18 protein-coding genes are annotated in these 19,516 nt (G+C 70.3%); all 18 read right to left on the bottom strand.

Going from position 1 to position 19,516, the window contains the following annotated elements:
* Nucleotides 1–6 precede the first annotated feature (6 nt).
* Nucleotides 7–1,308 carry a lipopolysaccharide biosynthesis protein RfbH gene (gene rfbH / locus AB0I10_RS26875; RefSeq protein ID WP_363155196.1) on the bottom strand — a complete coding sequence of 434 codons (1,302 nt, stop codon included), beginning with the start codon at nucleotides 1,306–1,308 and terminating at the stop codon, nucleotides 7–9.
* Between the two features lie 85 nt (nucleotides 1,309–1,393).
* Nucleotides 1,394–2,380: a dTDP-glucose 4,6-dehydratase gene (rfbB, locus tag AB0I10_RS26880; protein ID WP_363155197.1), complete on the bottom strand. Its 987-nt coding sequence runs from the start codon at nucleotides 2,378–2,380 to the stop codon at nucleotides 1,394–1,396.
* A complete protein-coding gene (locus tag AB0I10_RS26885) occupies nucleotides 2,377–3,441 on the bottom strand; it encodes a glucose-1-phosphate thymidylyltransferase (protein ID WP_363155198.1) in 1,065 nt (354 codons plus the stop codon). Before AB0I10_RS26885 ends, rfbB begins: the two co-directional genes overlap by 4 nt.
* 92 nt (nucleotides 3,442–3,533) lie before the next feature.
* Nucleotides 3,534–5,060, bottom strand: a complete 1,527-nt coding sequence (locus AB0I10_RS26890; RefSeq protein WP_363155199.1) for an MFS transporter — start codon at nucleotides 5,058–5,060, stop codon at nucleotides 3,534–3,536.
* A 76-nt stretch (nucleotides 5,061–5,136) separates the two neighbouring features.
* Nucleotides 5,137–6,108 (bottom strand): Gfo/Idh/MocA family oxidoreductase, encoded by a 972-nt coding sequence (locus tag AB0I10_RS26895; RefSeq protein WP_363155200.1) that lies wholly within the window; start codon nucleotides 6,106–6,108, stop codon nucleotides 5,137–5,139.
* Between the two features lie 83 nt (nucleotides 6,109–6,191).
* The gene (locus tag AB0I10_RS26900) at nucleotides 6,192–7,322 is read right to left on the bottom strand and encodes a glycosyltransferase (protein ID WP_363155201.1); all 1,131 of its coding nucleotides are present in this window, start codon (nucleotides 7,320–7,322) and stop codon (nucleotides 6,192–6,194) included.
* 53 nt (nucleotides 7,323–7,375) lie between these two features.
* Entirely contained in the window at nucleotides 7,376–8,206 is an 831-nt protein-coding gene (locus tag AB0I10_RS26905) for an NmrA/HSCARG family protein (RefSeq protein ID WP_363155202.1), read from the bottom strand.
* A gap of 87 nt (nucleotides 8,207–8,293) precedes the next feature.
* A complete protein-coding gene (locus AB0I10_RS26910; RefSeq protein WP_363155203.1) occupies nucleotides 8,294–9,397 on the bottom strand; it encodes an acyl-CoA dehydrogenase family protein in 1,104 nt (367 codons plus the stop codon).
* 39 nt (nucleotides 9,398–9,436) lie between these two features.
* Nucleotides 9,437–10,030, bottom strand: a complete 594-nt coding sequence (locus AB0I10_RS26915; RefSeq protein WP_363155204.1) for an NAD(P)H-dependent oxidoreductase — start codon at nucleotides 10,028–10,030, stop codon at nucleotides 9,437–9,439.
* A gap of 217 nt (nucleotides 10,031–10,247) precedes the next feature.
* Nucleotides 10,248–12,665, bottom strand: a complete 2,418-nt coding sequence (locus AB0I10_RS26920; protein ID WP_363155205.1) for an SDR family oxidoreductase — start codon at nucleotides 12,663–12,665, stop codon at nucleotides 10,248–10,250.
* A gap of 2 nt (nucleotides 12,666–12,667) precedes the next feature.
* On the bottom strand, nucleotides 12,668–13,612 hold the full coding sequence (locus AB0I10_RS26925) for an aromatase/cyclase (RefSeq protein WP_363155206.1): 945 nt from the start codon (nucleotides 13,610–13,612) through the stop codon (nucleotides 12,668–12,670).
* Between the two features lie 35 nt (nucleotides 13,613–13,647).
* Nucleotides 13,648–14,433: a 3-oxoacyl-ACP reductase FabG gene (gene fabG / locus AB0I10_RS26930; RefSeq protein ID WP_363155207.1), complete on the bottom strand. Its 786-nt coding sequence runs from the start codon at nucleotides 14,431–14,433 to the stop codon at nucleotides 13,648–13,650.
* Nucleotides 14,434–14,512: 79 nt separating this feature from the next.
* Entirely contained in the window at nucleotides 14,513–14,782 is a 270-nt protein-coding gene (locus tag AB0I10_RS26935; protein ID WP_363155208.1) for an acyl carrier protein, read from the bottom strand.
* 110 nt (nucleotides 14,783–14,892) lie between these two features.
* On the bottom strand, nucleotides 14,893–16,107 hold the full coding sequence (locus AB0I10_RS26940) for a ketosynthase chain-length factor (RefSeq protein WP_363155209.1): 1,215 nt from the start codon (nucleotides 16,105–16,107) through the stop codon (nucleotides 14,893–14,895).
* The gene (locus AB0I10_RS26945) at nucleotides 16,104–17,375 is read right to left on the bottom strand and encodes a beta-ketoacyl-[acyl-carrier-protein] synthase family protein (protein WP_363155210.1); all 1,272 of its coding nucleotides are present in this window, start codon (nucleotides 17,373–17,375) and stop codon (nucleotides 16,104–16,106) included. Before AB0I10_RS26945 ends, AB0I10_RS26940 begins: the two co-directional genes overlap by 4 nt.
* Nucleotides 17,372–17,701 carry a TcmI family type II polyketide cyclase gene (locus AB0I10_RS26950; protein WP_363155211.1) on the bottom strand — a complete coding sequence of 110 codons (330 nt, stop codon included), beginning with the start codon at nucleotides 17,699–17,701 and terminating at the stop codon, nucleotides 17,372–17,374. The genes AB0I10_RS26945 and AB0I10_RS26950 overlap by 4 nt, the downstream gene beginning before the upstream one ends.
* Nucleotides 17,702–17,766: 65 nt before the next feature.
* Nucleotides 17,767–19,236 (bottom strand): FAD-dependent monooxygenase, encoded by a 1,470-nt coding sequence (locus AB0I10_RS26955; protein ID WP_363155212.1) that lies wholly within the window; start codon nucleotides 19,234–19,236, stop codon nucleotides 17,767–17,769.
* A gap of 82 nt (nucleotides 19,237–19,318) precedes the next feature.
* Nucleotides 19,319–19,516 (bottom strand): biotin/lipoyl-containing protein (locus AB0I10_RS26960; RefSeq protein WP_363155213.1); only part of this gene is annotated, 198 nt, incomplete at its 5' end.

Raw genomic sequence — 19,516 nt, forward strand, 5'->3', positions numbered from 1 at the left:
GGGACTTCAGTGGGCGGCCACAAACTCCTTGATCGAGGAGATGACATAGTCGAGCATCTCGTCGGTCAGGCCCGGGTACACGCCGATCCAGAAGGTGTGTTCGGTGATGATGTCACTGTTGGTGAGGTCGCCCACGACGCGGTGCGGCTGGTCGATGTAGGCGGGGTGACGGGTCAGGTTGCCCGCGAAGAGCCGCCGGGTGCCGATCTTCCGGTTCTCCAGGAAGTCCACCAACTCGGCGCGGGAGTAGGTCGCTTCGGCCTCGACGGTGAGCGCGAAGCCGAACCAGCTGGGGTCGCTGCCGGGCGTGGCCTCGGGCAGGATCAGCCCTGGCAGCCCGTCCAGTCCCTCGCGCAGCCGCCGCCAGTTGCGCTTGCGCGCATCGACGAAGTCATCGAGCTTGGCGAGCTGGGTCAGCCCGAGCGCCGCCTGGATGTCGGTGGCCTTCAGGTTGTAACCGACATGGGAGAAAATGTACTTGTGGTCGTACCCGGCCGGCAGGGTGCCCATCTGGTAGTCGAAGCGCTTGAAGCACCGGTTGTTCTCGCCGGGTTCGCACCAGCAGTCCCGGCCCCAGTCGCGCAGCGACTCCACGATCCGCGCCAGCGCCAGATTCGAGGTCAGTACGCAGCCGCCCTCGCCCATCGTCAGGTGGTGCGCGGGATAGAAGCTGACGGTGGCCAGGTCGCCGAAGGTGCCGGTCAGCTGCCCGTTGTAGGTGGCGCCCACCGCGTCACAGTTGTCCTCGATCAGGTACAGGTCGTGCTCTTCGGCGAGTTGGGCGATCTCGGCCACCTCGAAGGGGTTGCCGAGGGCGTGCGCGATGATGATCGCCCGCGTCTTGGGGCCGATCGCCTGCGCGACCCGGGCGGCCGTGGTGTTGTACGTGCGCAGGTCGACGTCGACGAAGACCGGCACCAGGCCGTTCTGCAGAATCGGGTTGACGGTGGTGGGGAAGCCCGCCGCGACGGTGATCACCTCGTCGCCCGGCCGCAGGCGCGCGTCCTCCAGCAGGTGCGAGGTGAGCGCCGAGACCGAGAGGAGGTTGGCGGAGGAGCCGGAGTTCGTCAGGTGCGCCTTGCGCAGCTTGAGGCGGCGGGCGAAGCGGGACTCGAACAGCCGGGTGCTGCGCCCGACGGCGATCCGCATGTCCAGCGCCGCTTCCACCAGCGCCGCCCGATCCTCTTCCTCCAGCACCGCGCCGGAGGGCCAGATTTCCGTGACACCGGCTTCGAAGGCCCGCTTGGGCTGTACTTCCCGGTGGTACTGGCGCACCTGTTCCAGCAGGATTTCCTTGGACGCTTGCATGGTCTTGCCCTTCGTTGTCCTGCGGGTGCTGCGGTGGTGACCGCATCGTGCAGCGATCTGTGGATGTGTCGGGGAGGGGTACGGTTCAGGCTGCGGTGGACCGCATCGAGTCCTTTATGGCCCTCCACCAGGCCGGGTTGTCGCGGTACCAGGCGACGGTGTCGGCCAGGCCCTGCTCGAAGGCGATGCTCGGGGCATATCCGAGCTCTTCGCGGATCTTGCGCTCGTCGATGGAGTAGCGCAGGTCGTGCCCCTTACGGTCGTCGACCCGGCGCACCATCTGTGGCCCCGATCCGGTCAGTTCGAGCAGCCGGTCGGCGATCTGCCGGTTGGTGCGCTCGTTGCCGCCGCCGATGTTGTAGACCTCGCCCGCCCGGCCCTTGTTCAGTACGAGCTCGATGCCGCGGCAGTGGTCGTCCACATGCAGCCATTCGCGGATGTTGCCACCGTCCCCGTACAGCGGTACCTGCTTGCCCTCCATCAGGTTGGTGGCGAAGAGCGGGATGAGCTTCTCGGGGTGCTGGTACGGGCCGTAGTTGTTGGAGCAGCGGGTGATGGACAGGTCCAGGCCGTGCGTCTTCCAGTACGCGCGGGCGAGAAGGTCCGAGCCCGCCTTCGAAGCGGCGTAGGGCGAGTTGGGGGCGAGCGGCCAGTCCTCGGTCCATGAGCCCTGATCGATGGAGCCGTAGACCTCGTCGGTGGAGACGTGCACCACCCGTTCGGTACCGGCCTCCAGGGCGGCCTCCAGCAGGGTCTGGGTGCCGAGGACGTTCGTACGGAAGAACGCCGAGCCGTCGTCGATGGACCGGTCGACGTGCGACTCCGCCGCGAAGTGGACGATCGCGTCGTGGCCGGGGAGCAACTCGCTCAGCAGCGCCCGGTCGAGGATGTCGCCCTGTACGAACTCCAGGCGCGGTTGCGAGGCGGGGAGGTTGTCCCGGTTGCCCGCGTAGGTGAGCTTGTCCAGGGCGGTGACGCCCGCGCCCCGGCAGCCGTCGAAGCCGTCGGCAAGGAGGGTGCGTACGAAGTGCGATCCGATGAATCCGGCGGCTCCGGTGACCAGAATCCTCATGCCGCGACCTCCACTCGGGTGTAGTCCCCGACGACCAGGCGGTGGACGGCGGTTCTGCTGGAGGGGCCGATGGAGGCGGAGCGTCCGATGAGCGAGCCGTGCAGCCCGCGGACATCGGCGACCGAGGCGCCGTCCAGGGTGATCGAGTCGTCGAGATGGGTGCGGTGCAGCCGGCAGTCGCGTCCGATGGAGGTGTACGGGCCGATGTGGCTGTTCTCGACCACCGTGCCCGGCCCGATGATCGCCGGGCCCTCGATACGGGAGTTGACCACGCGGGCGCCGGGCTCGACGACAACCGCCCCCGTCAGCACGCTCGTCGCGTCCACTGTGCCGTCGACGCGGGACTCCAGCTGGTCGAGCAGGTACCGGTTGCACTCCAGCACGTCCTCGACGCGTCCGGTGTCCTTCCAGTAGCCGTCGTACTCGCTGGCCCGTACGTCGGCGCCGTGGGTCACCAGCCACTGGATGGCGTCGGTGATCTCCAGCTCGCCCCGGGCACTGGCCTCGATGGAGGCCACCGCCTCGTGGATGGCCGGGGTGAAGAAGTACACCCCGATCAGCGCGAGGTCGCTCCTGGGCTGCTGGGGCTTTTCCACCAGCCGCTGGACCTCGCCATCGGGGCCGAGCTCGGCGACGCCGAAGGCGCGCGGGTCCTCGACCTTGTGGACCACCACCTGGGCCGCCGGGCGGTGGGTGGTGAACTCCTCGGCGATCGCCGCCACACCTGCGGGGAGCATGTTGTCCCCCAGGTACATCACGAAGTCGTCGTCACCGAGGAACTCGCGGGCCAGGATCACCGTGTGGGCCAGGCCCTTTGGCGTGTCCTGCTCGATGTAGGTGACGCGCACCCCGCTTCGGGAGCCGTCGCCGATCGCCTCGGAGATCTCCTGGCCCCGGTCGCCGACGATGATGCCGACCTCGGTGACGCCCAGGCTGCGGATGTTGCCCAGTACGTGTTCCAGGACCGGCTTGTTGGCCACCGGAATGAGCTGCTTGGGCATCGAGAAACTGAAAGGCCGCAGGCGGGTGCCCAATCCGCCCGACAGTACGAGGGCCTTCATAACCGTGTTCTCCTCACAGGGGTGAAATGCCGCCGGCCCGTCGGCGATACGCACTCGGCGGTATCGCGGACGGGCCGGCGGTCTGACGGCCGTCAGGCCGACTCTTGTTGTCCACACGGGGTGTTTCGCTTGAGCAGGGCCGCGGCGAGCACCGCGGTCAGGAGCAGCAACCCCACCACCCACCACAGCGCGACGGAGAAGCCGTGCACGGTGCCCTCGGCCGCCACCCGTGCACGTTGGGCGGAGGTGGCGGAGCCGGTGAGGTGGTCGTGGAGGTATCCGCTGGTCGCGGTGGCCGCCACCGTGTTCAGCACGGCCGTGCCGATGGCGCCGCCCATCTGCTGGGTGGTGTTGACCATCGCCGAGGCCACCCCGGTGTCCTCGGGAGCGACCCCCGCGGTCGCGGTGGCCATGGCCGTCATCATCGTGCCGCCCATGCCCACACCGGCCAGGATCATGGCGGGCAGCACTCCGGTGACGTACGAGGAGTCGACGCTCATCCGGGTCAGCAGCAGCATGCCGCAGACGGTGAGCAGTACGCCGGGGACCACGATCGTGCGCGGTGCGACGTGCGGCAGCAGCCGGGCCGCGATCTGCGTCGAGCTCACCAGCATCGACACGGTCAGCGGCAGGAACGCCAGGCCCGCCTCGACCGCCGAGAACTCCAGCACGACCTGCAGGTAGTAGGTCATGAACAGGAACAACGCGAACATCGCGATCGGTCCCAGACCACCCGTCAGATAGGCGCCGGCCCGCTGCCGGTGCCGCACGATCCGCAGCGGCAGCAGCGGATGCGCACAGCGGCTCTGCCACACGACGAACAGGACGAGCAGAACGACGCCGACCGCCAGGATGGCCAGAACCACGGTGTCGGACCAGCCTCGGGTCCCGGCCTCGCCGAAGCCGTATACGAGGGCGACCAGGCCGCCGGTGACCAGCAGCACGCCCAGGATGTCCAGGCGCCTGCTCGCTCGGCTGCCCACGTCGCGCAGCAGCGCCGCGCCCGCGACGAGCACGATGACGGCGACCGGGACACTCAGGTACAGGCACCACCGCCAGTTCATGTACTCGGTGAGCAGGCCGCCCACGATCAGGCCGACCGCGGCTCCCGCACCGGCCACCGCGCCGAAGATGCCGAAGGCTTTGCTCCGCTCCCTCGGGTCGGTGAACGTCACGTTCAGCAGGGCCAGCGCGGATGGCGCCAGCAGGGCCGCGAAGACTCCCTGCAGGGCACGTCCGGCGAAGAGCACGCCCGGGCCGCTTGCGGCGCCGGCCACTGCCGAGGCGATGCCGAAGCCCGCGGTGCCCAGGAGGAACATCCGCTTGCGGCCCACCAGATCGCTCAGCCGGCCGCCCAGCAGCAGCAGTCCGCCGAAGGCGAGTGCGTAGGAGGTGATGGCCCACTGCCGGCTGGCGTCGCTCATGCCGAGTTCGGCCTGCGCCGACGGGAGGGCGATGTTCACCACCGTGCCGTCCAGCAGGATGATCAGTTGGGCCAGGCCGATGACGACCAGTCCCCACCAGCGCCGACCACCGGATTTTGGTGCCGGCTGTGCTTCGAGGTCGGCGGCCTGGGCGCCGCCCGACTCGACTCTCGTGGCGCCAGAAGCGTCCGTCACGGTTCTTGTCCTTAGATCGCGGGGATGACAGGTAATGTGCGGCGGCATCGCCGCGGGGCGCCCCCGATCACCACGCTCACTGGGCCGGGCGGATCAGCGCCCGCGCGCGCACCTGGTCCACCAAGTCGGCCTGGGTGAGTACGGATTCACCCTCCAGGCCGGAGGGGACGCCGTCGCGGACGCGCCCGACGAATGCGCGGACCACGTTCGCGAACTGGTCATCCGGCGGCAGGGTGATCTCCTCGACATGGCTCTGCCGCTCGATACGGATCACCGCGGAGTGGGTGGGCGGCGGTGTGTAGGCCCAGCGCACGCAGATCCGTCCGGAGCTGCCCCACAGGGCGTACTGCGAGCGGTAGGCGTGCTCCATGCCGAAGGTCAGGTGGGCCGTGACCCCGTCGGGGGCGCCGAGCAGCGCGGAACCGCCGAGGTCCACCTTGCGTTCGGCATCGACGTGCAGCCAGGAGCCGATCACTTCGAGGTCGGAGCCCAGGAACATCAACGCGGTGCGGATCGGGTAGACCCCGATGTCCGTCAGCGCTCCCCCACCGGTGTCAGGGTTGTAGCGCATGTCGTCCGCCGACTTGGCCGGGAAGGCGAACTCGGCGGTCAGCGTGCGCAGTTCGCCGATCGCCCCTTGGGCCACCCGTTCGCGCACGTAAGCATGCTGACTGTGCGTCAGGAACATGAAGCTTTCCAGGAGCGTCAGGTTCCGGTCCTCGGCGAGCGCCACGAGATCCGCGGCCTCTTTCCCGTTGGCGGCCAGCGGCTTCTCGGACAGTACGTGCTTGCCGGCCCGCAGCGCCCGCTCGATCCACTCGGCGTGCAGGAGCGGGGGCAGCGGTACGTACACCGCGTCGATGTCGGACCGCTCCAGCAGCCGGTCGTAACCGGCCACCGGGTCGCCGCCGAAGCGCCGGGTGAACTGCCGGGCCTTGGCCCCGTCCCGGCTGGCGATCGCGGTGACCTCCACATCCGGGTCGGCTACGAGCGCCGGCAGCATGCGGCGTTCGGCGATTCCGGCACAGCCGATCACACCGATTTTCAAGGGCTTTGCATTCACAGGCTGTGCCTTCACTGGGAGGTCTTCGGCGGCGGTCCGGGTGGCGCGGTGGGGGTACGGGCGGATCCTCAGCGGGCCGCCAGGTGCTCCAGGACCCCGACCACCTCGGAGGGCGTCGGGAGTCCGGCGACCTCCCGGGAGAGCTCGTGCGCCTTCTGGCGGTACGCCGGGTTCGACATCAGTTCGGTACCGGCGACCAGCACGCCCTCGGCGGTGACCTCGTCCGGCAGGAACATCGCGGCCGCGCCGTACTCAGCCAGGCGCTGCGAGGAGGCGTGGAACATGGCTCCCGCCGGCACGATCAGCTGCGGCACACCGGCGTTGATCGCGGTCATGCCGGTGACGCCACCGCCGTGGTGGATGATGAGGTCACACGTGCGCGAGAGCACGTCCATGGGGAACCACCCCACCCGCGCGCGGGGGAACTTCTCCCGCAGCTCCCCGGCCACCTCGTCCGGTGCCGCGATGACCAGTTCGGCATCCAGCCGCGAGGCGTACTCCGCGAGCCGGTGCAGACCGCCGGCCTGTCCCTTCGCCGTCTGGCTGCCGGCCGTCACCAGCACCCGGCGACCGACCCGCCGGTACATCCAGGGCTCCAGGGGCCGCTGCGGGTTGGCGGGGGCCGAGCGCATCATCTGCACCGGCACCGAGGGCTCAAGGAGCCGCAGGGAGGGCGGGCAGATGTCGATGAACAGGTCCGGGTCGGGCAACGAGTTCACGCCCAACTGGTCCAATTCAGGGGCTAGTTCGGCGTTGGCGCCCGCGTCCGGCAGCGTGGTGGCGTATCGGTCCCAGGCCTGCCGTACGGCGGGGACACCCAGCTCCCGGCCGAGGAGCATCGCTGCGTAGCACAGCTGTCCGCCCACGACGACGTCCGGCCGCCAGTCGCGGCTCAACGCGAGCAGCGGTTCGAGGCTGGCCGCCGCCATGCGCGCGTATCCGGCGCCGAGCGCCAGCCGCTGCTTGTCCGGGTCCGTCTGGAACTCCAGCGGGTTGCCCGCCCGGTCCTTGCCCACGAAGTCGCGGATAGCGCGCTCCGTGTACGCGTATGCGGGCAGCCCTGCCCCGGCGACGAGGGGTAACGAGGCTTCGGGGGCGGACATGAAGACCTCGTGCCCCTCGTCGCGGGCGGCTCTGGCCAGCGGGGCGAGAGAGAACACCGTGGCCCGACTGCCACCGGCTATGTACAGAATTTTCATGGGGTTCCTTGCCAAAACCGATGGGACGGGTCGCTGGTCAAAGCCGGGCGGCATCAGCCGCGCTGGGGGCGGATCTTCTCCTCGACCCAGCTGCTCAGGCTGTGCCACGCGACATCCGGGTAGGCCGCGTGCAGCGCCGGGACGTCCGAGGGGACGCCGCCCTTGCCGAACAGGTCGAGCATGGCCTGCATGTCGGCGTTGGCCTCGTCGCCGAGCGACATCTGTTCATAGGTCACACCGCCCACCTCGGCGGCGATCTCCTGCGCCGACGCGGTGAACGAGGCGATCTCGACGCTCTTGCCGACGAACTCGGCGCGGTTCTCCAGTACGTACACCGCGAAGGCCGCGATGTCGTCCACCGCGATCCACGCGATGGGGACGTCCGGGGCCGCGAGGTGCATGAGCTGCCCGCTAGCGAACTGGTCCGGGATCCAGGAGTCCAGGAAGGCGTGCGGCCCGATGACGGTCGAGGCGAGACCGGACGCCGCCAGGTACTCCTCCACCTCGCGCTTGCTGTCGGTGTGCGGCACCCCCGTCAGCGTCCGGGTGCCGGCCGAGGAGCTGTAGAGGAAGTGGCCGATGCCGACCGCGCGCGCGGCGTCGATCAGGGCCTTGCCCTGACGGACCTCACCCTCCGCGCCCGCGCCGCTGAACGCGGTCCCCATGGCGAACACACCGTCGGTGCCCTCCATGGCGGTCCGCAGCACGGCGGCGTCGTCGAAGTCACCGGCGACGATCGCGGCGCCGGCCTCGCGCAGCGCCGCGGCGGCCGGGGACTCGGTGTTGCGGGTCAGGGCCCGGACGCGGTGTCCGCACGCCAGCAGCAGCCGTGCGACGGCGCCCCCCTGTGCTCCCGTCGCTCCGGTTACCAAGAATTCAGACAAAACAGAATCTTCCTTCAGAACATTACGGACGCGCCACTGCACGCGTCCTGGGGTCGGTGGTGCTTTCCCCCGCACGCCGTACGGCGATCAGCCGTCCGACGCCAGACTCTGGGTATACGCGAGCGCGGCGGGCTCGAACAACAATCCGCCGTGCCGGACGGCACCCTGCACATCGCGCCAGATGCGCTGGAGCGGATCACCGTCGGACTGGCCGCGCATACCGGTGCCGCGGAAGAGCTGGTCCACCGCGCCGTGGAACATCTGGGCGGCGTACGCGCCGTCGCGCCGGCTCCGGGCCACCGTAAGGGCGTCCGGAATCCCGCCGTCGGCCGTCGTCGCCATCCGCGTCATCAGCAGCGACGCCGCGTCGACCTCGGCCGCGGCGCGGGCGAACGACAGCCGCTGGGCCTCCTTGGCCGGCCGTCCCGGGACCCCCGCCAGGGACTCGGCGGCCAGGCCGACCGCCGCCCGCGCGGCGCCCATGACCGGTGCGCCGAAGGTCAGTCCGGCCACCGCGAAGAGCGGCAGGTTGCTCGACGCCACGTCCGAGACCTGGTTGCGGCCCGCGAACATGTCGTCGGCCAGGAAGGAGCGGTGCCCGGGAACGAAGACGTCCTCACAGGTGAGCGAGTGGCTCGCGGTGCCGCGCATACCGAACGTGAACCAGGTGGAGTTCACCGTGCACTCAGCGGCCTCGACCGCGACGAACCGGGCCGGCTGCGCCCCGTCGGCGCTCGCGGGGATCAACAGCAGGATCCAGTCCGCGATTTCGGCACCGCTGACGTAGGACCAGGTGCCGGAGATCCGCCAGCCGCCCGGGACCGCATCGGCGCTGCCGTGCGGTACGAGCCCGGCGGCGAAGCGCGTGTCGGGCCCGTGGGCCCAGACCTCCTTCTGTCCTTCGTGCGGCAGGAAGGTGGCGAACCGGCCGTTGTACGCCGTCAGCGAGGCGATCCAGGCGGCCGAGGCGCAGCCTTCGCCGACGGCCGAGACGGCCTCGGTCAGCTCCGCGAACGTCACCGGCTCGCCACCGAAGTGCTCCGGCACGAAACGGCGGGCGAAGCCCGCGTCGGCGAGCGACTCGATGACCTCCGGGTGCAGACCGCGCCTCGCGTCGGCGTGGGCGGCGTGGCGGGCGGCCTGCCGGGCGGCAGAGCGGGCACCGGCCAGGAAGACGGACGAGGTTGACATGCGGATATCTCCTGTAAGAAGCCCGTGGGCTCCTTGAGTTCAGCGCTTGTACGGGACCTTCGCGCGGGCCTCGCGCAGCGGTTTCGCCCACCAGGCAAGCTGGTCCAGCAGGACCTTGGCCGCCGCCTCACTGCCCTGCGGGCCGGTCGGCTCGCTGTCGGTTCCGAACTGGTCCCAGGCGTTGTGGAAGCTGACCATCTCGCGCACGGTCATGGCGTGCAACTCGGCGAAGACCTGGCGCAGGTGCTCCGCGGCCCGCAGCCCGCCGCCCATCCCACCGTAGGAGACCAGGCCCACCGGCTTGGCTGCCCACTCGTCGAAGAACCAGCTGATGGCGTTGGTGAGCGAGGGCGCGACCGTGTGGTTGTACTCGGGCGTCACCACGACGAACGCCTCGGCGTCGGCCAGCCGGGCGGCGAGCCGTTCGCGGACGGCCTGGACCGGCGGTGCGGCCGGGCGGCCCGGCGCCGGCTGGGACAGCGGCAGCGGATAGTCGATGAGATCGACGAGCTCGGTCCGCACACCGGCGTGGCTCTCGGCCTGCCGCATAAACCAGTTGGCCACCGTCGGGCCGAAACGCTCCTCGCGTACGCTGCCGGTGATCACAGCCAGCTTGATGGGGCTCTGTGACATGAATCCTGTTCCTAGAGGTCTCGCCGAATTCGCCGATTCTGCTTGCCGCCCGCAAAATCCAGTACTGCGGAAGGTAGTTACCAGTTTCTTCGCGGCTACTACATGCCTCAAGACATGCGATGTCAGATCCGCGTCAAATGAATTCCTGCAATAGCGCAGGGAATGGAGGCGCGGCCGTGGGGGCGGGCGGGTACCCGCCCCCGTACCGCCGCCGGGCTCAGCCCAGCAGCGTGCCGCCGCTGGCGTCCACGAAGGAGCCGGTGACCCAGCGCGCGTCGTCGGACGCGAGGAAGCCGATCACGTCCGCGACGTCCTCCGGGTTGCCGACCCGGCCGAAGGTCGACAGCTGCGCCATCTGCTCGACGACCTCCGGGATGTCGAAGACCGGGTTGCTGTTGCGGGTGATCCCCGGGGCCACGCTGTTGATGGTGATGTTGCGCGGGCCGAGGTGCTTGGCGAAGTGCAGCGCGAGCTGCTCGACCGCGCCCTTGGTCATCGCGTAGGCGGTCTCTTCCGGGTTGGCGAAACGGGTGAGACCGGAGGAGATATTGATGATGCGGCCGCCGTCGGGCATGTTCTTCAGCGCGCGCTGAATGATGAAGAACGGCGCCTTGGCATTGACCGCCATCAGCCGGTCGAACTGCTCGGGCGTGATCTCCTCGGGCGCGACACCGCCCATGACACCGGCGTTGTTGACCAGAATGTTGAGGTCGGTGGAGCCGGTGCGCTCCTTCAGCCCTTCTTCCAGGCCCAGGAAGAGCTCGTGGACGTCGCCGGGCACGCCGAGCTCGGCGCGGACGGCGAAGGCCCGTCCGCCGTCCTTCTCGATCGCGCCGACGACGTCGTCGGCGGCCTCCTTGTTGCTCGTGTAGTGGACGGCGACGAGCGCGCCGTCCATCGCCAGCCGCAGCGCGGCCGCGCGCCCCATGCCCCGGCTCGATCCCGTGACCAGAGCGGTCCTGCCCGTGAGCCTGCCCATGTCGTCTCTCCCATTTCCGGCCAAGGTCTTGGCGATTGTCGCTGCGGTTGTTGCTGCGGTTGTTGCTGCGCTTTTCACTGCGGGTGTCGCTGCGGTCGTTGCCGCGGTGGCTGTCGGTGGTGTTGTGGGTGTGCTCAGCGGCGGCCCGAACCAGCGCCGCAGCGCCGTCCGCAGCCCGTCCGCGCCGTGCCCGGCCCGGACGATGTGGCCGTCGGGCCGTACGAGCACGGTGCCGGTGCCCGCCAGCGGGTGACCGGTGCCGTCGGTGCGCAGGCGGGCCCGTACGACCGTGACCCGGTCGCTCCAGGGCTCGGCCGCACTGCCCGGCCGTACGTCGCCCTCGTCGCCGCTGCCCTCGTCGTCGCCGTCCAGGTCGAGCAGCAGGCCGCGGCCGGTGCGCAGCAGGGCGGCGGCCGTGGTGTGCGTGCCGTCCTGCGTGGTCAGTTCGGTGTGCGGCAGCCGGGCCCCGTGCAGCGGGTGAGTGTCGTCGCCGACGTCGTAGCGGGTGTCGAGGCCCGAGATCATGCCGGCCAGGTGGGCGCGTACCCGCTCCTTGGTGACCAGCTCGCCGATCACCGTGCGCAGCGCGTCCACCTCGCCGCCGCCGAGCAGCAGCGTGGCCTGGGCCTGGATGTTGGTCAGCGTGCGCCGCCCGACGGCGTGCCGCTCGGTGTGGTAGCTGTCCAGAAGTCCGTCGCCGGCCCGGCCGCCGGCCTCAAGGGCCAGCTTCCAGCCGAGGTTGACTGCGTCCTGGAGCCCCAGGTTCAGCGCCTGTCCACCGACGGGCATCTGCTGATGGGCCGCGTCGCCGGCCAGCAGGACGCGGCCGGTGCGGTAGTGCGCGGCCTGGCGGTTGGCGTCCCCGAAGGCGTTGACCCAGTGCGGGGTGCCGCCGCTGATGTCCTCGCCGGTGACCCGCCGCCACACCCGGGCGACCTCGTCGAAGTCCGGCTCACCGTCCCGCTGTTGGGCCGCCCGGCCGAACTCGTGCACCATGACGCGGGTGACGCCGTCCGGGCGACGGGCCGCGATGGCCAGCCCCCGCTCCAGGCGTTCGAACCGACGTCCCGGGATGTCGATCCCGGACACGTCGGCCCGCAGCAGCTCGCGCTCGGCCGGCCGGCCCGGGAAGCCGATCCCGGCCAGCCGGCGCACAGTGCTGTCCTCGCCGTCGCAGCCCACGACGTACCGGGCCGTCATACGCGACGGGCCGCCCGAATCGGCCACGTCGAGTTCGACCCGGTCCTCCCCTTCGCGCAGTCCCGTCACTTCACGGCCGCGGCAGATCCCCGCGCCCAGCGAGAGCGCCCACTCCTGGAGGATCTCTTCGGTGCGGGTCTGCGGAACCTTCCACTGGCCCGGGTACGGGCCGGGCAGGGTCAGGTCGAGCGGCATGCCGCCGATGTGCCCACGCGGTTCGCTGGGCACGGTGCCGAGCTCGTCCAGCAGCCCGCGGCCGTCGAGGATCTCCATGGTGCGGGCGTGCAGGGTGGAGGCCCTGGATTCCGTTGTCGCGGCCGGGCGCTGCTCCAGCACGGTCACTTCGGCGCCGCCGAGCCGCAGTTCGCCCGCGAGCATCAGCCCGACCGGGCCGGCGCCCACCACGATGACCTGGGTGTCAGCGCCGGCCCGGGAGTCCACGCTGTGCTGTGCCACGGTCAGCCCTTGTTCTCGGCGTAGTCCTTGGCATGGCCCAGCGTGGCGCGGCTGTTGGTGCTCAGCGCGGTGCGCACGTATTCCTTGGCGTCAGCGACGCTCGCGTCGGCGCCGAGGATCCGGGCGATGTTCCCCGTATTCAGGACGACCGTGTGCTGCGAGGAGGCGGCGACGGTGCCCTCGTTCTCCTCGAAGGTCCAGTAGCCGGTGTGCAGGGTCATCAGCGCCGGCAGGGTGACCTGCTTGTAGGCGATCCGCTCGTGCGGCAGACAGACCCGGTACGACTTGGTCGTGTGCGTGGAGCCGTCCTTGGCGCGGGTGTCCATCTCCAGGCTCTGCAGCCCCGGCGTGTCCTCTTCGAGGCGTACGGTCGCGACGTGCGGCAGCCGCTGCGACCACAGGTTCGCCTCGTTGATGAAGTCGTAGACGTCCTTGGCGGATCCGGCGATGTGCACGGTGTCCTCGAAGGAGAAGGTGAGCTCCTCGGAGGCGTGGGCCAGCTCGACGTTGGTCTTCAGTGCCGCGAGCTCGGAGCGGGAGTTGTTGTCGACGGCGCGCTCGATCCACTCCAGCGAGGCCGGGTCGTCGTCGATGGCGCGGTAGTCGTGCAGCAGCCGGACCCGCGAGGTGGTGTCGGAGAGCGGCTCGGTGATCCACGCGCCGCCCATGGAGGCGACGGGGGGCGTGGAGACCTCCTGGCGGAAGTCGATGCGCAGTGCCTCGGGGTCGAGGGTGCGGCGCGAAGTCCAGTTCTTGGCCTCGCCGTTGGCGGTGGCCCAGATGCGGATGCGCTCGGTGTTCTCAGTGCGCTCGACATGATCGACGTAGATGGTCGGCGGAAAGATCCGCGGCCAGTTCTGCACCTCGGCGAGCAGGCGGTAAACGGCGGTGGCCGGTGCCGAGACCGTGATCTCGTGCTCCACCTCGCGCAGGCCGGACTGCGGCATGTTCGTACTCCTCGGTTTCGTGGGGTTCGGACGGCTCAGAAGTTGCCCAGGCCGCCGCAGACGTTCAGGGCCTGCGCGGTGATGGAGGCGGCGGTGTCGGAGGCCAGGTAGCCCACGAGCCCGGCGACCTCCTCCGGCGTGGAGTAGCGGCCCATCGGGATCTTGGCCTGGAACTTCTCCAGGATGGCTTCTTCGGTGGCGTTGTACGCGGCCGCGTATCCCTGGCGCACGCGCTGGGCCATCGGGGTCTCGACGTAACCGGGGCACACGGCATTGACGGTGATGCCGGTGGGCGCGAGCTCGTTGCCCAGGGACTTGGTGAAACCGACGACGCCGTGCTTCGAGGCCGAGTAGGGCGCGCCCAGGACGACGCCCTGCTTGCCCGCGGTGGAGGCGATGTTGATGATGCGGCCGCGGTCCTTGTGGCGCATGCCGCCGGTGTTGAGCACCTCGCGGGTCATGCGGAAGACACTGTTGAGGTTGGTGTCGATGACGTCGTGCCACAGGTCCAGGGCCACGTCGGCGGTGACGCCACCGCCGCTGCGGCCCGCGTTGTTGACCAGTACGTCGACCGTGCCGTAGCGGTCGACGGCGGCCTGGACGAACGCCTGCACGTCAGCGTCGGAGCGCACGTCCAGGGCGGTGCCGTCGGCCTCGATGCCCTCCTCGCGCAGCTGCTTGACGGTCGCGGCCACGTTCTCGGCGCTGCGGGCACCGATGAACACCGTGTGGCCCTGGGCGGCCAGGAGGCGGGCGGCGGCCAGGCCGATTCCGCTGGTGCCCCCGGTGATCAGGGCGAGGCGCTGGGTGTGCTGCGGCATGGTGACTCTTCTCAAGTGGGGAGGCTGCTGGTTGTCGGTGCCGGCCGGGGCGGGTGTGGTCCCGCCCCGGCCGGGTGCGTCAGGCCGCGGCGGCGACCTCTAGGTGCGCGTTGACGGCGTTGATCAGGGCGCGCGGGGTCCGGGAGTCGGTCAGCGCGTCGTCGTCGAGCGTGATGCCCCACTCGCGCTCGATGCGTCCGCCGGTCTCCAGGAGGGCGAGCGACTCGTAACCCAGGTCCTCGAAGTCGCTGTCGAGGATGTCGCCGTCGAGGTCGACGCCCTCGTCCGTACCGGCGCTCTCGTGCAGGATGCGCTTGAGGTCCGCGAGGGTGAATTCCTGAATGGCCATGTCGGCCTCCTTCTCTTTCCATGTGTGGGTGAGGGGATGGGGTGGGGAAAAGGGAGCGCCCCACCGGCCGGCGGGGGATACCGGCGGGCGGGGCGCTGCTTGGGGGCCGCCTAGTCAGCGGCGCGCACGACCAGCACGGAGTTGAAACCGCCGTGGCCGCGGGCCAGGACCAGTGCCGTACGCAGCCGCGCGGGACGCGGCTCGGGACCGACCAGGTCCAGGGCGTGCTCCGCCGTGGGCCGGGTGTGCACGGTGGGCGGGATCAGCCCGTCGCCGATCGCAAGCAGGGCGGTGGCCACGTCCAGCGAGGCGGCGCCCGAGTAGAGCCGGCCGGTCATCGTCTTGGGCGCGGTGACCGGGACGCCCCGGGGGCCGAAGACCGCGCCGATGGCCTCGGCCTCGATACGGTCCAGCTCCGGCGTGGCCGCCGCGTCGGCGAACACCACGTCGATGTCGCCGGGTTCGGCCCCGGCGTCCCGCAGGGCGAGTTCGACGGCCCGGCGCAGGCCTGGCTGACGCCCGCTGCCGGGCGCGGGGTCGAAGGAGGTGCCGTACCCGGCGATCTCGCCGTACGCCTTCGCGCCGCGCTCGCGGGCGGCCTGTGCGTCCTCCAGGATGAGGATCGCGCCGCCCTCGCCGGGCACATGGCCGCAGGCGTCCGCGTCGAAGGGTACGTACGCCCGGGTGGTGTCGTCCTCGGTGCTCAGCCGCCCGCTGGTCAGCTGGGACACCCAGCCCCAGGTGCAGATCGGGGCGTCCACGCCGCCGGAGACGATCAGAGGCGTGCCCTTGCGGATCTGGCGCCTGGCCTGGGCGAGCGCGTCGAGGCCGCCGGCCTGGTCGCCCACGACCACGCCACTGGGGCCCTTCATGCCGTTACGGATGGAGATCTGGCCGCTGTTGACGGCGTAGAACCAGGCGAAGGACTGGTACGCGCTGACGTACTGGCTGCCCTTGCTCCACAGCTTCTGCAGCTCACCCTGGCCGAACTCGAAACCGCCCGAGGCGCTGGCGGTGACCACGCCCATGCTGGAGTCGGCCCACTCCGCGGGCCGCACGCCCGCGTCGGCCAGCGCCCAGTCCGTGGCGGCGAGCGAGAGCCGGGTCGTGCGGTCGGTCTGCGGCAGCAGCCGCCCCGGCAGGTGCTCCTCGTCCACGAACCCCGGGATCTCGCCCGCCAGTTGGGCCGGGTACTGAGCCGGGTCGAAGCGGGTGACGCGGCCGATGCCGCTCTTGCCGGCCCGGGTCGCCGCCCAGAAGTCCTGGGTGCCCAGTCCGTTGGGGGCGGCGATGCCCAGACCGGTGACTACCACCGAGGTGGTCATGCGATGCTCCTCTCTGGACGGGCCAGCACCATGGCGCTCTGGAAGCCGCCGAATCCGCTGCCGACGGTCAGGACCGCGTCGGTGCGCTGCTCACGGGCGGTCAGCGGTACGTAGTCCAGGTCGCATTCCGGGTCCGGGGTGTGCAGGTTGGCCGTGGGCGGCACGACGTTGTGCTCCATCGCCAGCGCGCACGCGGCGATCTCGATGGAGCCGATCGCACCGAGCGAGTGGCCGACCATGGACTTGATCGAGCTGACCGGGGTCCGGTATGCGTGGTCGCCGAGGCTCTTCTTGAACGCGGCGGTCTCGTGGCGGTCGTTCTGCTTGGTGCCCGAGCCGTGCGCGTTGATGTAGTCGACCGCCTCGGGGTTCAACTGCGCCTCGGCCAGAGCGACTTCGATGGCCTCGGCCATCTCGGCGCCGTCCGAGCGCAGCCCGGTCATGTGGTAGGCGTTGCTCCGCGTGGCGTAGCCGGCGATCTCGGCGTAGACATGGGCTCCGCGCCGCTGCGCGTGGCCGAGCTCCTCCAAGACGAAGACGGCCGAACCCTCACCCAGCACAAAGCCGTTGCGGGTGCCGTCGAACGGGCGCGAGGCACAGGAGGGGTCGTCGTGGCGCGGGGTGGTCGCCTTGATGGCGTCGAAGCAGGCCATCGTGATCGGCGAGATGGGGGCGTCCGTCGCACCGGTGATCATGACGTCGGCGCTGCCCTCGCGGACCAGTTCCACCGCATGGCCGACCGCATCGATGCCGGAGGTGCAGCCGGTGGAGACCACGGTGGCCGGCCCCTCGGCGCCGACTTCCCAGGCGACCTCGGCCGCGAACGAGCTGGGCACCATGGCGTTGTAGAGGTACGGCATCGCGTAGGTGTGGTCGACCAGGTCGAGCCGGCCGCCGTCGCTGACGACGCGGTACTCCTCGTCGAGCCGGGTGGTGGCGCCGACCGCGCTGCCGATGGTGACACCGGTGCGGTACGGGTCCAGATCGCCCGGTTCGATCCCGCTGTCGGCGACGGCCTCCCGCGTGGCCACCACGGCGAGTTGGGCGGCCCGGTCCATGCGCCGGATCTGCTGCGGGCTCAGCCCGCCGGCCTCGGGGTCGAAGTCGATCTCCGCGGCGACGCGGGAGCGGAAGGCGGACGGGTCGAAGAAGGTGATTCCCCTGGTCGCCGTGCGGCCCTCGCTGAGCAGGCCCCAGAAGTTCTTGGTGCCGATGCCACCGGGCGCCAGGACTCCGATGCCCGTGATGACTACTCTGCGCCCGGTCACTCGGAGGCCTCCCAGGAGTAGAAGCGGGTGGCCATGGCGTCCGCGGGCGAGCGCCAGGTGGCCGGGTCGTAAGCCTGGATGAAGGGCTTGAGGTCGTCGCTGATGCCGACGAAGCGCGGGTCGGTCTTCGCCTCCTCGATCCGCTCGCCGCCGTTGTCGGCATCGAAGTCCTGGAGGTGGAAGTACAGGCCGCGGTACGAGAACAGCTGACGGCGCCGGGTGCCCATGCGGTGCGGCATCTCGGTCTCGTCGAATGCGCCGAACAGCCGGGCTACGTGGGCGTTGTCCTCGGGCGCCATACGGGCCACGATCAACGTGCTGTGCATGTAAGTTCCCTCTTTCACAGCCGGAGCACTCCGGCCGTCGTACGTGTACTGGTCGGCTGCCGCCCTTAGTTGGCGGGGCCGAACCAGCGCTCCAAAGACATCGGCAGGTCCTGGCGGCTTCCCGGAGCGGCCCAGGCGATGTAGCCGTCCGGACGGACCAGGACGGCTCCGGTGCCGGCCAGCGCGCTGTCGTCGGCCAGGCCGCACGGTGCGGCGGTGACGATGTCGATCCGGTCCGCCCAGCCCCTGACCTTCTCGCGCAGCGCGGGGCGGTCCTCGAAGTCGAGCAGCAGGCCGCGGCCCGCGTGCTGCAACCGGGTGCTGCTGGTCTTGAAGTCCGCGCCGACCAGCTCGACATCGGGCATCCGGTGGCCCAGCAGCGGGTGGCTGCCGCCGCCGGTCTCGTAGTGGATCTCCAGGCCGCTGACCATGGCCGCCAGGTGCCGGCTGACCTCTTCGTACTGGATCAGCTCGGTCAACACGTCCCGCAGCGGCTGCACTTCGGAACCGCTGAGGAACAGCAGCCCCTGGGCCCGGGTGTTCATCAGCAGGCGACGGCCCACCGGGTGGCGCTCGTCGTGGTACGTGTCCAGCAGCGACGCGGGCGCCTTGCCGCGGACGACGGCGGCGAGCTTCCAGCCGAGGTTCACCGCGTCCTGGATGCTGGTGTTCATCCCCTGGCCGCCGGCGGGCAGATGGATGTGCGCGGCGTCCCCGGCGAGGATGACCCGGCCGCGGCGGTACTCCGTCACCTGGCGGGTGGCGTCCCCGAAGGAGCTGACCCACAGCGGCTCGCCGTGGGAGATGTCCTGGCCGGTGACGCGCTTCCACCCGTCGACGATCTCGTCGTACGACGGCGGTGCGGTGCGCCGCTGCGGCGGGGTGCCGCGCTCGCACAGGATGAGCCGGGTGACGCCGCCGGGGAGCGGACCCACCATGACCATGCCGCCGGGGAAGGTCTCGCCGATCATCCGCGGGTCGAGGTCGAGGCCCTTGACGTCCGCGAGGAACATCTCCAGGGTCGCTGCCGTGCCGGGGAAGTCGAAGCCCGCGGTCTTACGGACCATGCTGCGGCCGCCGTCGCAGCCCACCAGGTAGTCGGCGTGCAGGGTGTGCACACCGTCCGGGCCGCGCACCTCGACCTCGACGCTCTCGCCGTGATCGAGGAAGGACACCACCTCATGACCGCGCCGCAGATCGGTCCCGAGCTCCTTGACCCACTCCTCCAGCACGGCCTCGGTGTGGGACTGCGGGATGCTCTTGGCCGCCTGGTGCGCGCCCTCCAGCACCGCGAAGTCCACCGGCAGACCGCCGAAGTGACCCACGTTGCTGGTCTCGACGTCGCCGAACCGGGAGAGCAGCCCGCGCTGGGCGAAGACCTCCATGGTGCGCGCGGTGAAGCCCAGCCCGCGCGACTCCCCGGTCCGCTCCGCCAGGCGCTCCAGGACGATGACGTCCGCTCCGGCGAGCCGCAGTTCACCGGCAAGCATCAGACCGGCCGGGCCCGCGCCCACAACTATGACGGCAGCGTCCATGTACTTCTCCTCGGAATTCACAGGAATGCCCCTGGGACGGTGGTTTCGTGTTTACGGAACCGGGCGCTGGCGCCCGGTCGAGTCAGTCCTTGATTTCGCAGATGACGGCGGCGGAGGTGACCGAGGCGCCGACCTCGGCGGCCAGGCCCTTGACAGTGCCGGCGCGGTGCGCGTTCAGCGGCTGCTCCATCTTCATCGCCTCCAGGACGACGACGAGCTCGCCCTCGACGACCTGCTGGCCCTCCTCGACCGCGACCTTGACGATGGTGCCCTGCATCGG

Source organism: Streptomyces sp. NPDC050636, from assembly GCF_040654775.1.
In the GTDB taxonomy this organism is placed as follows: domain Bacteria; phylum Actinomycetota; class Actinomycetes; order Streptomycetales; family Streptomycetaceae; genus Streptomyces.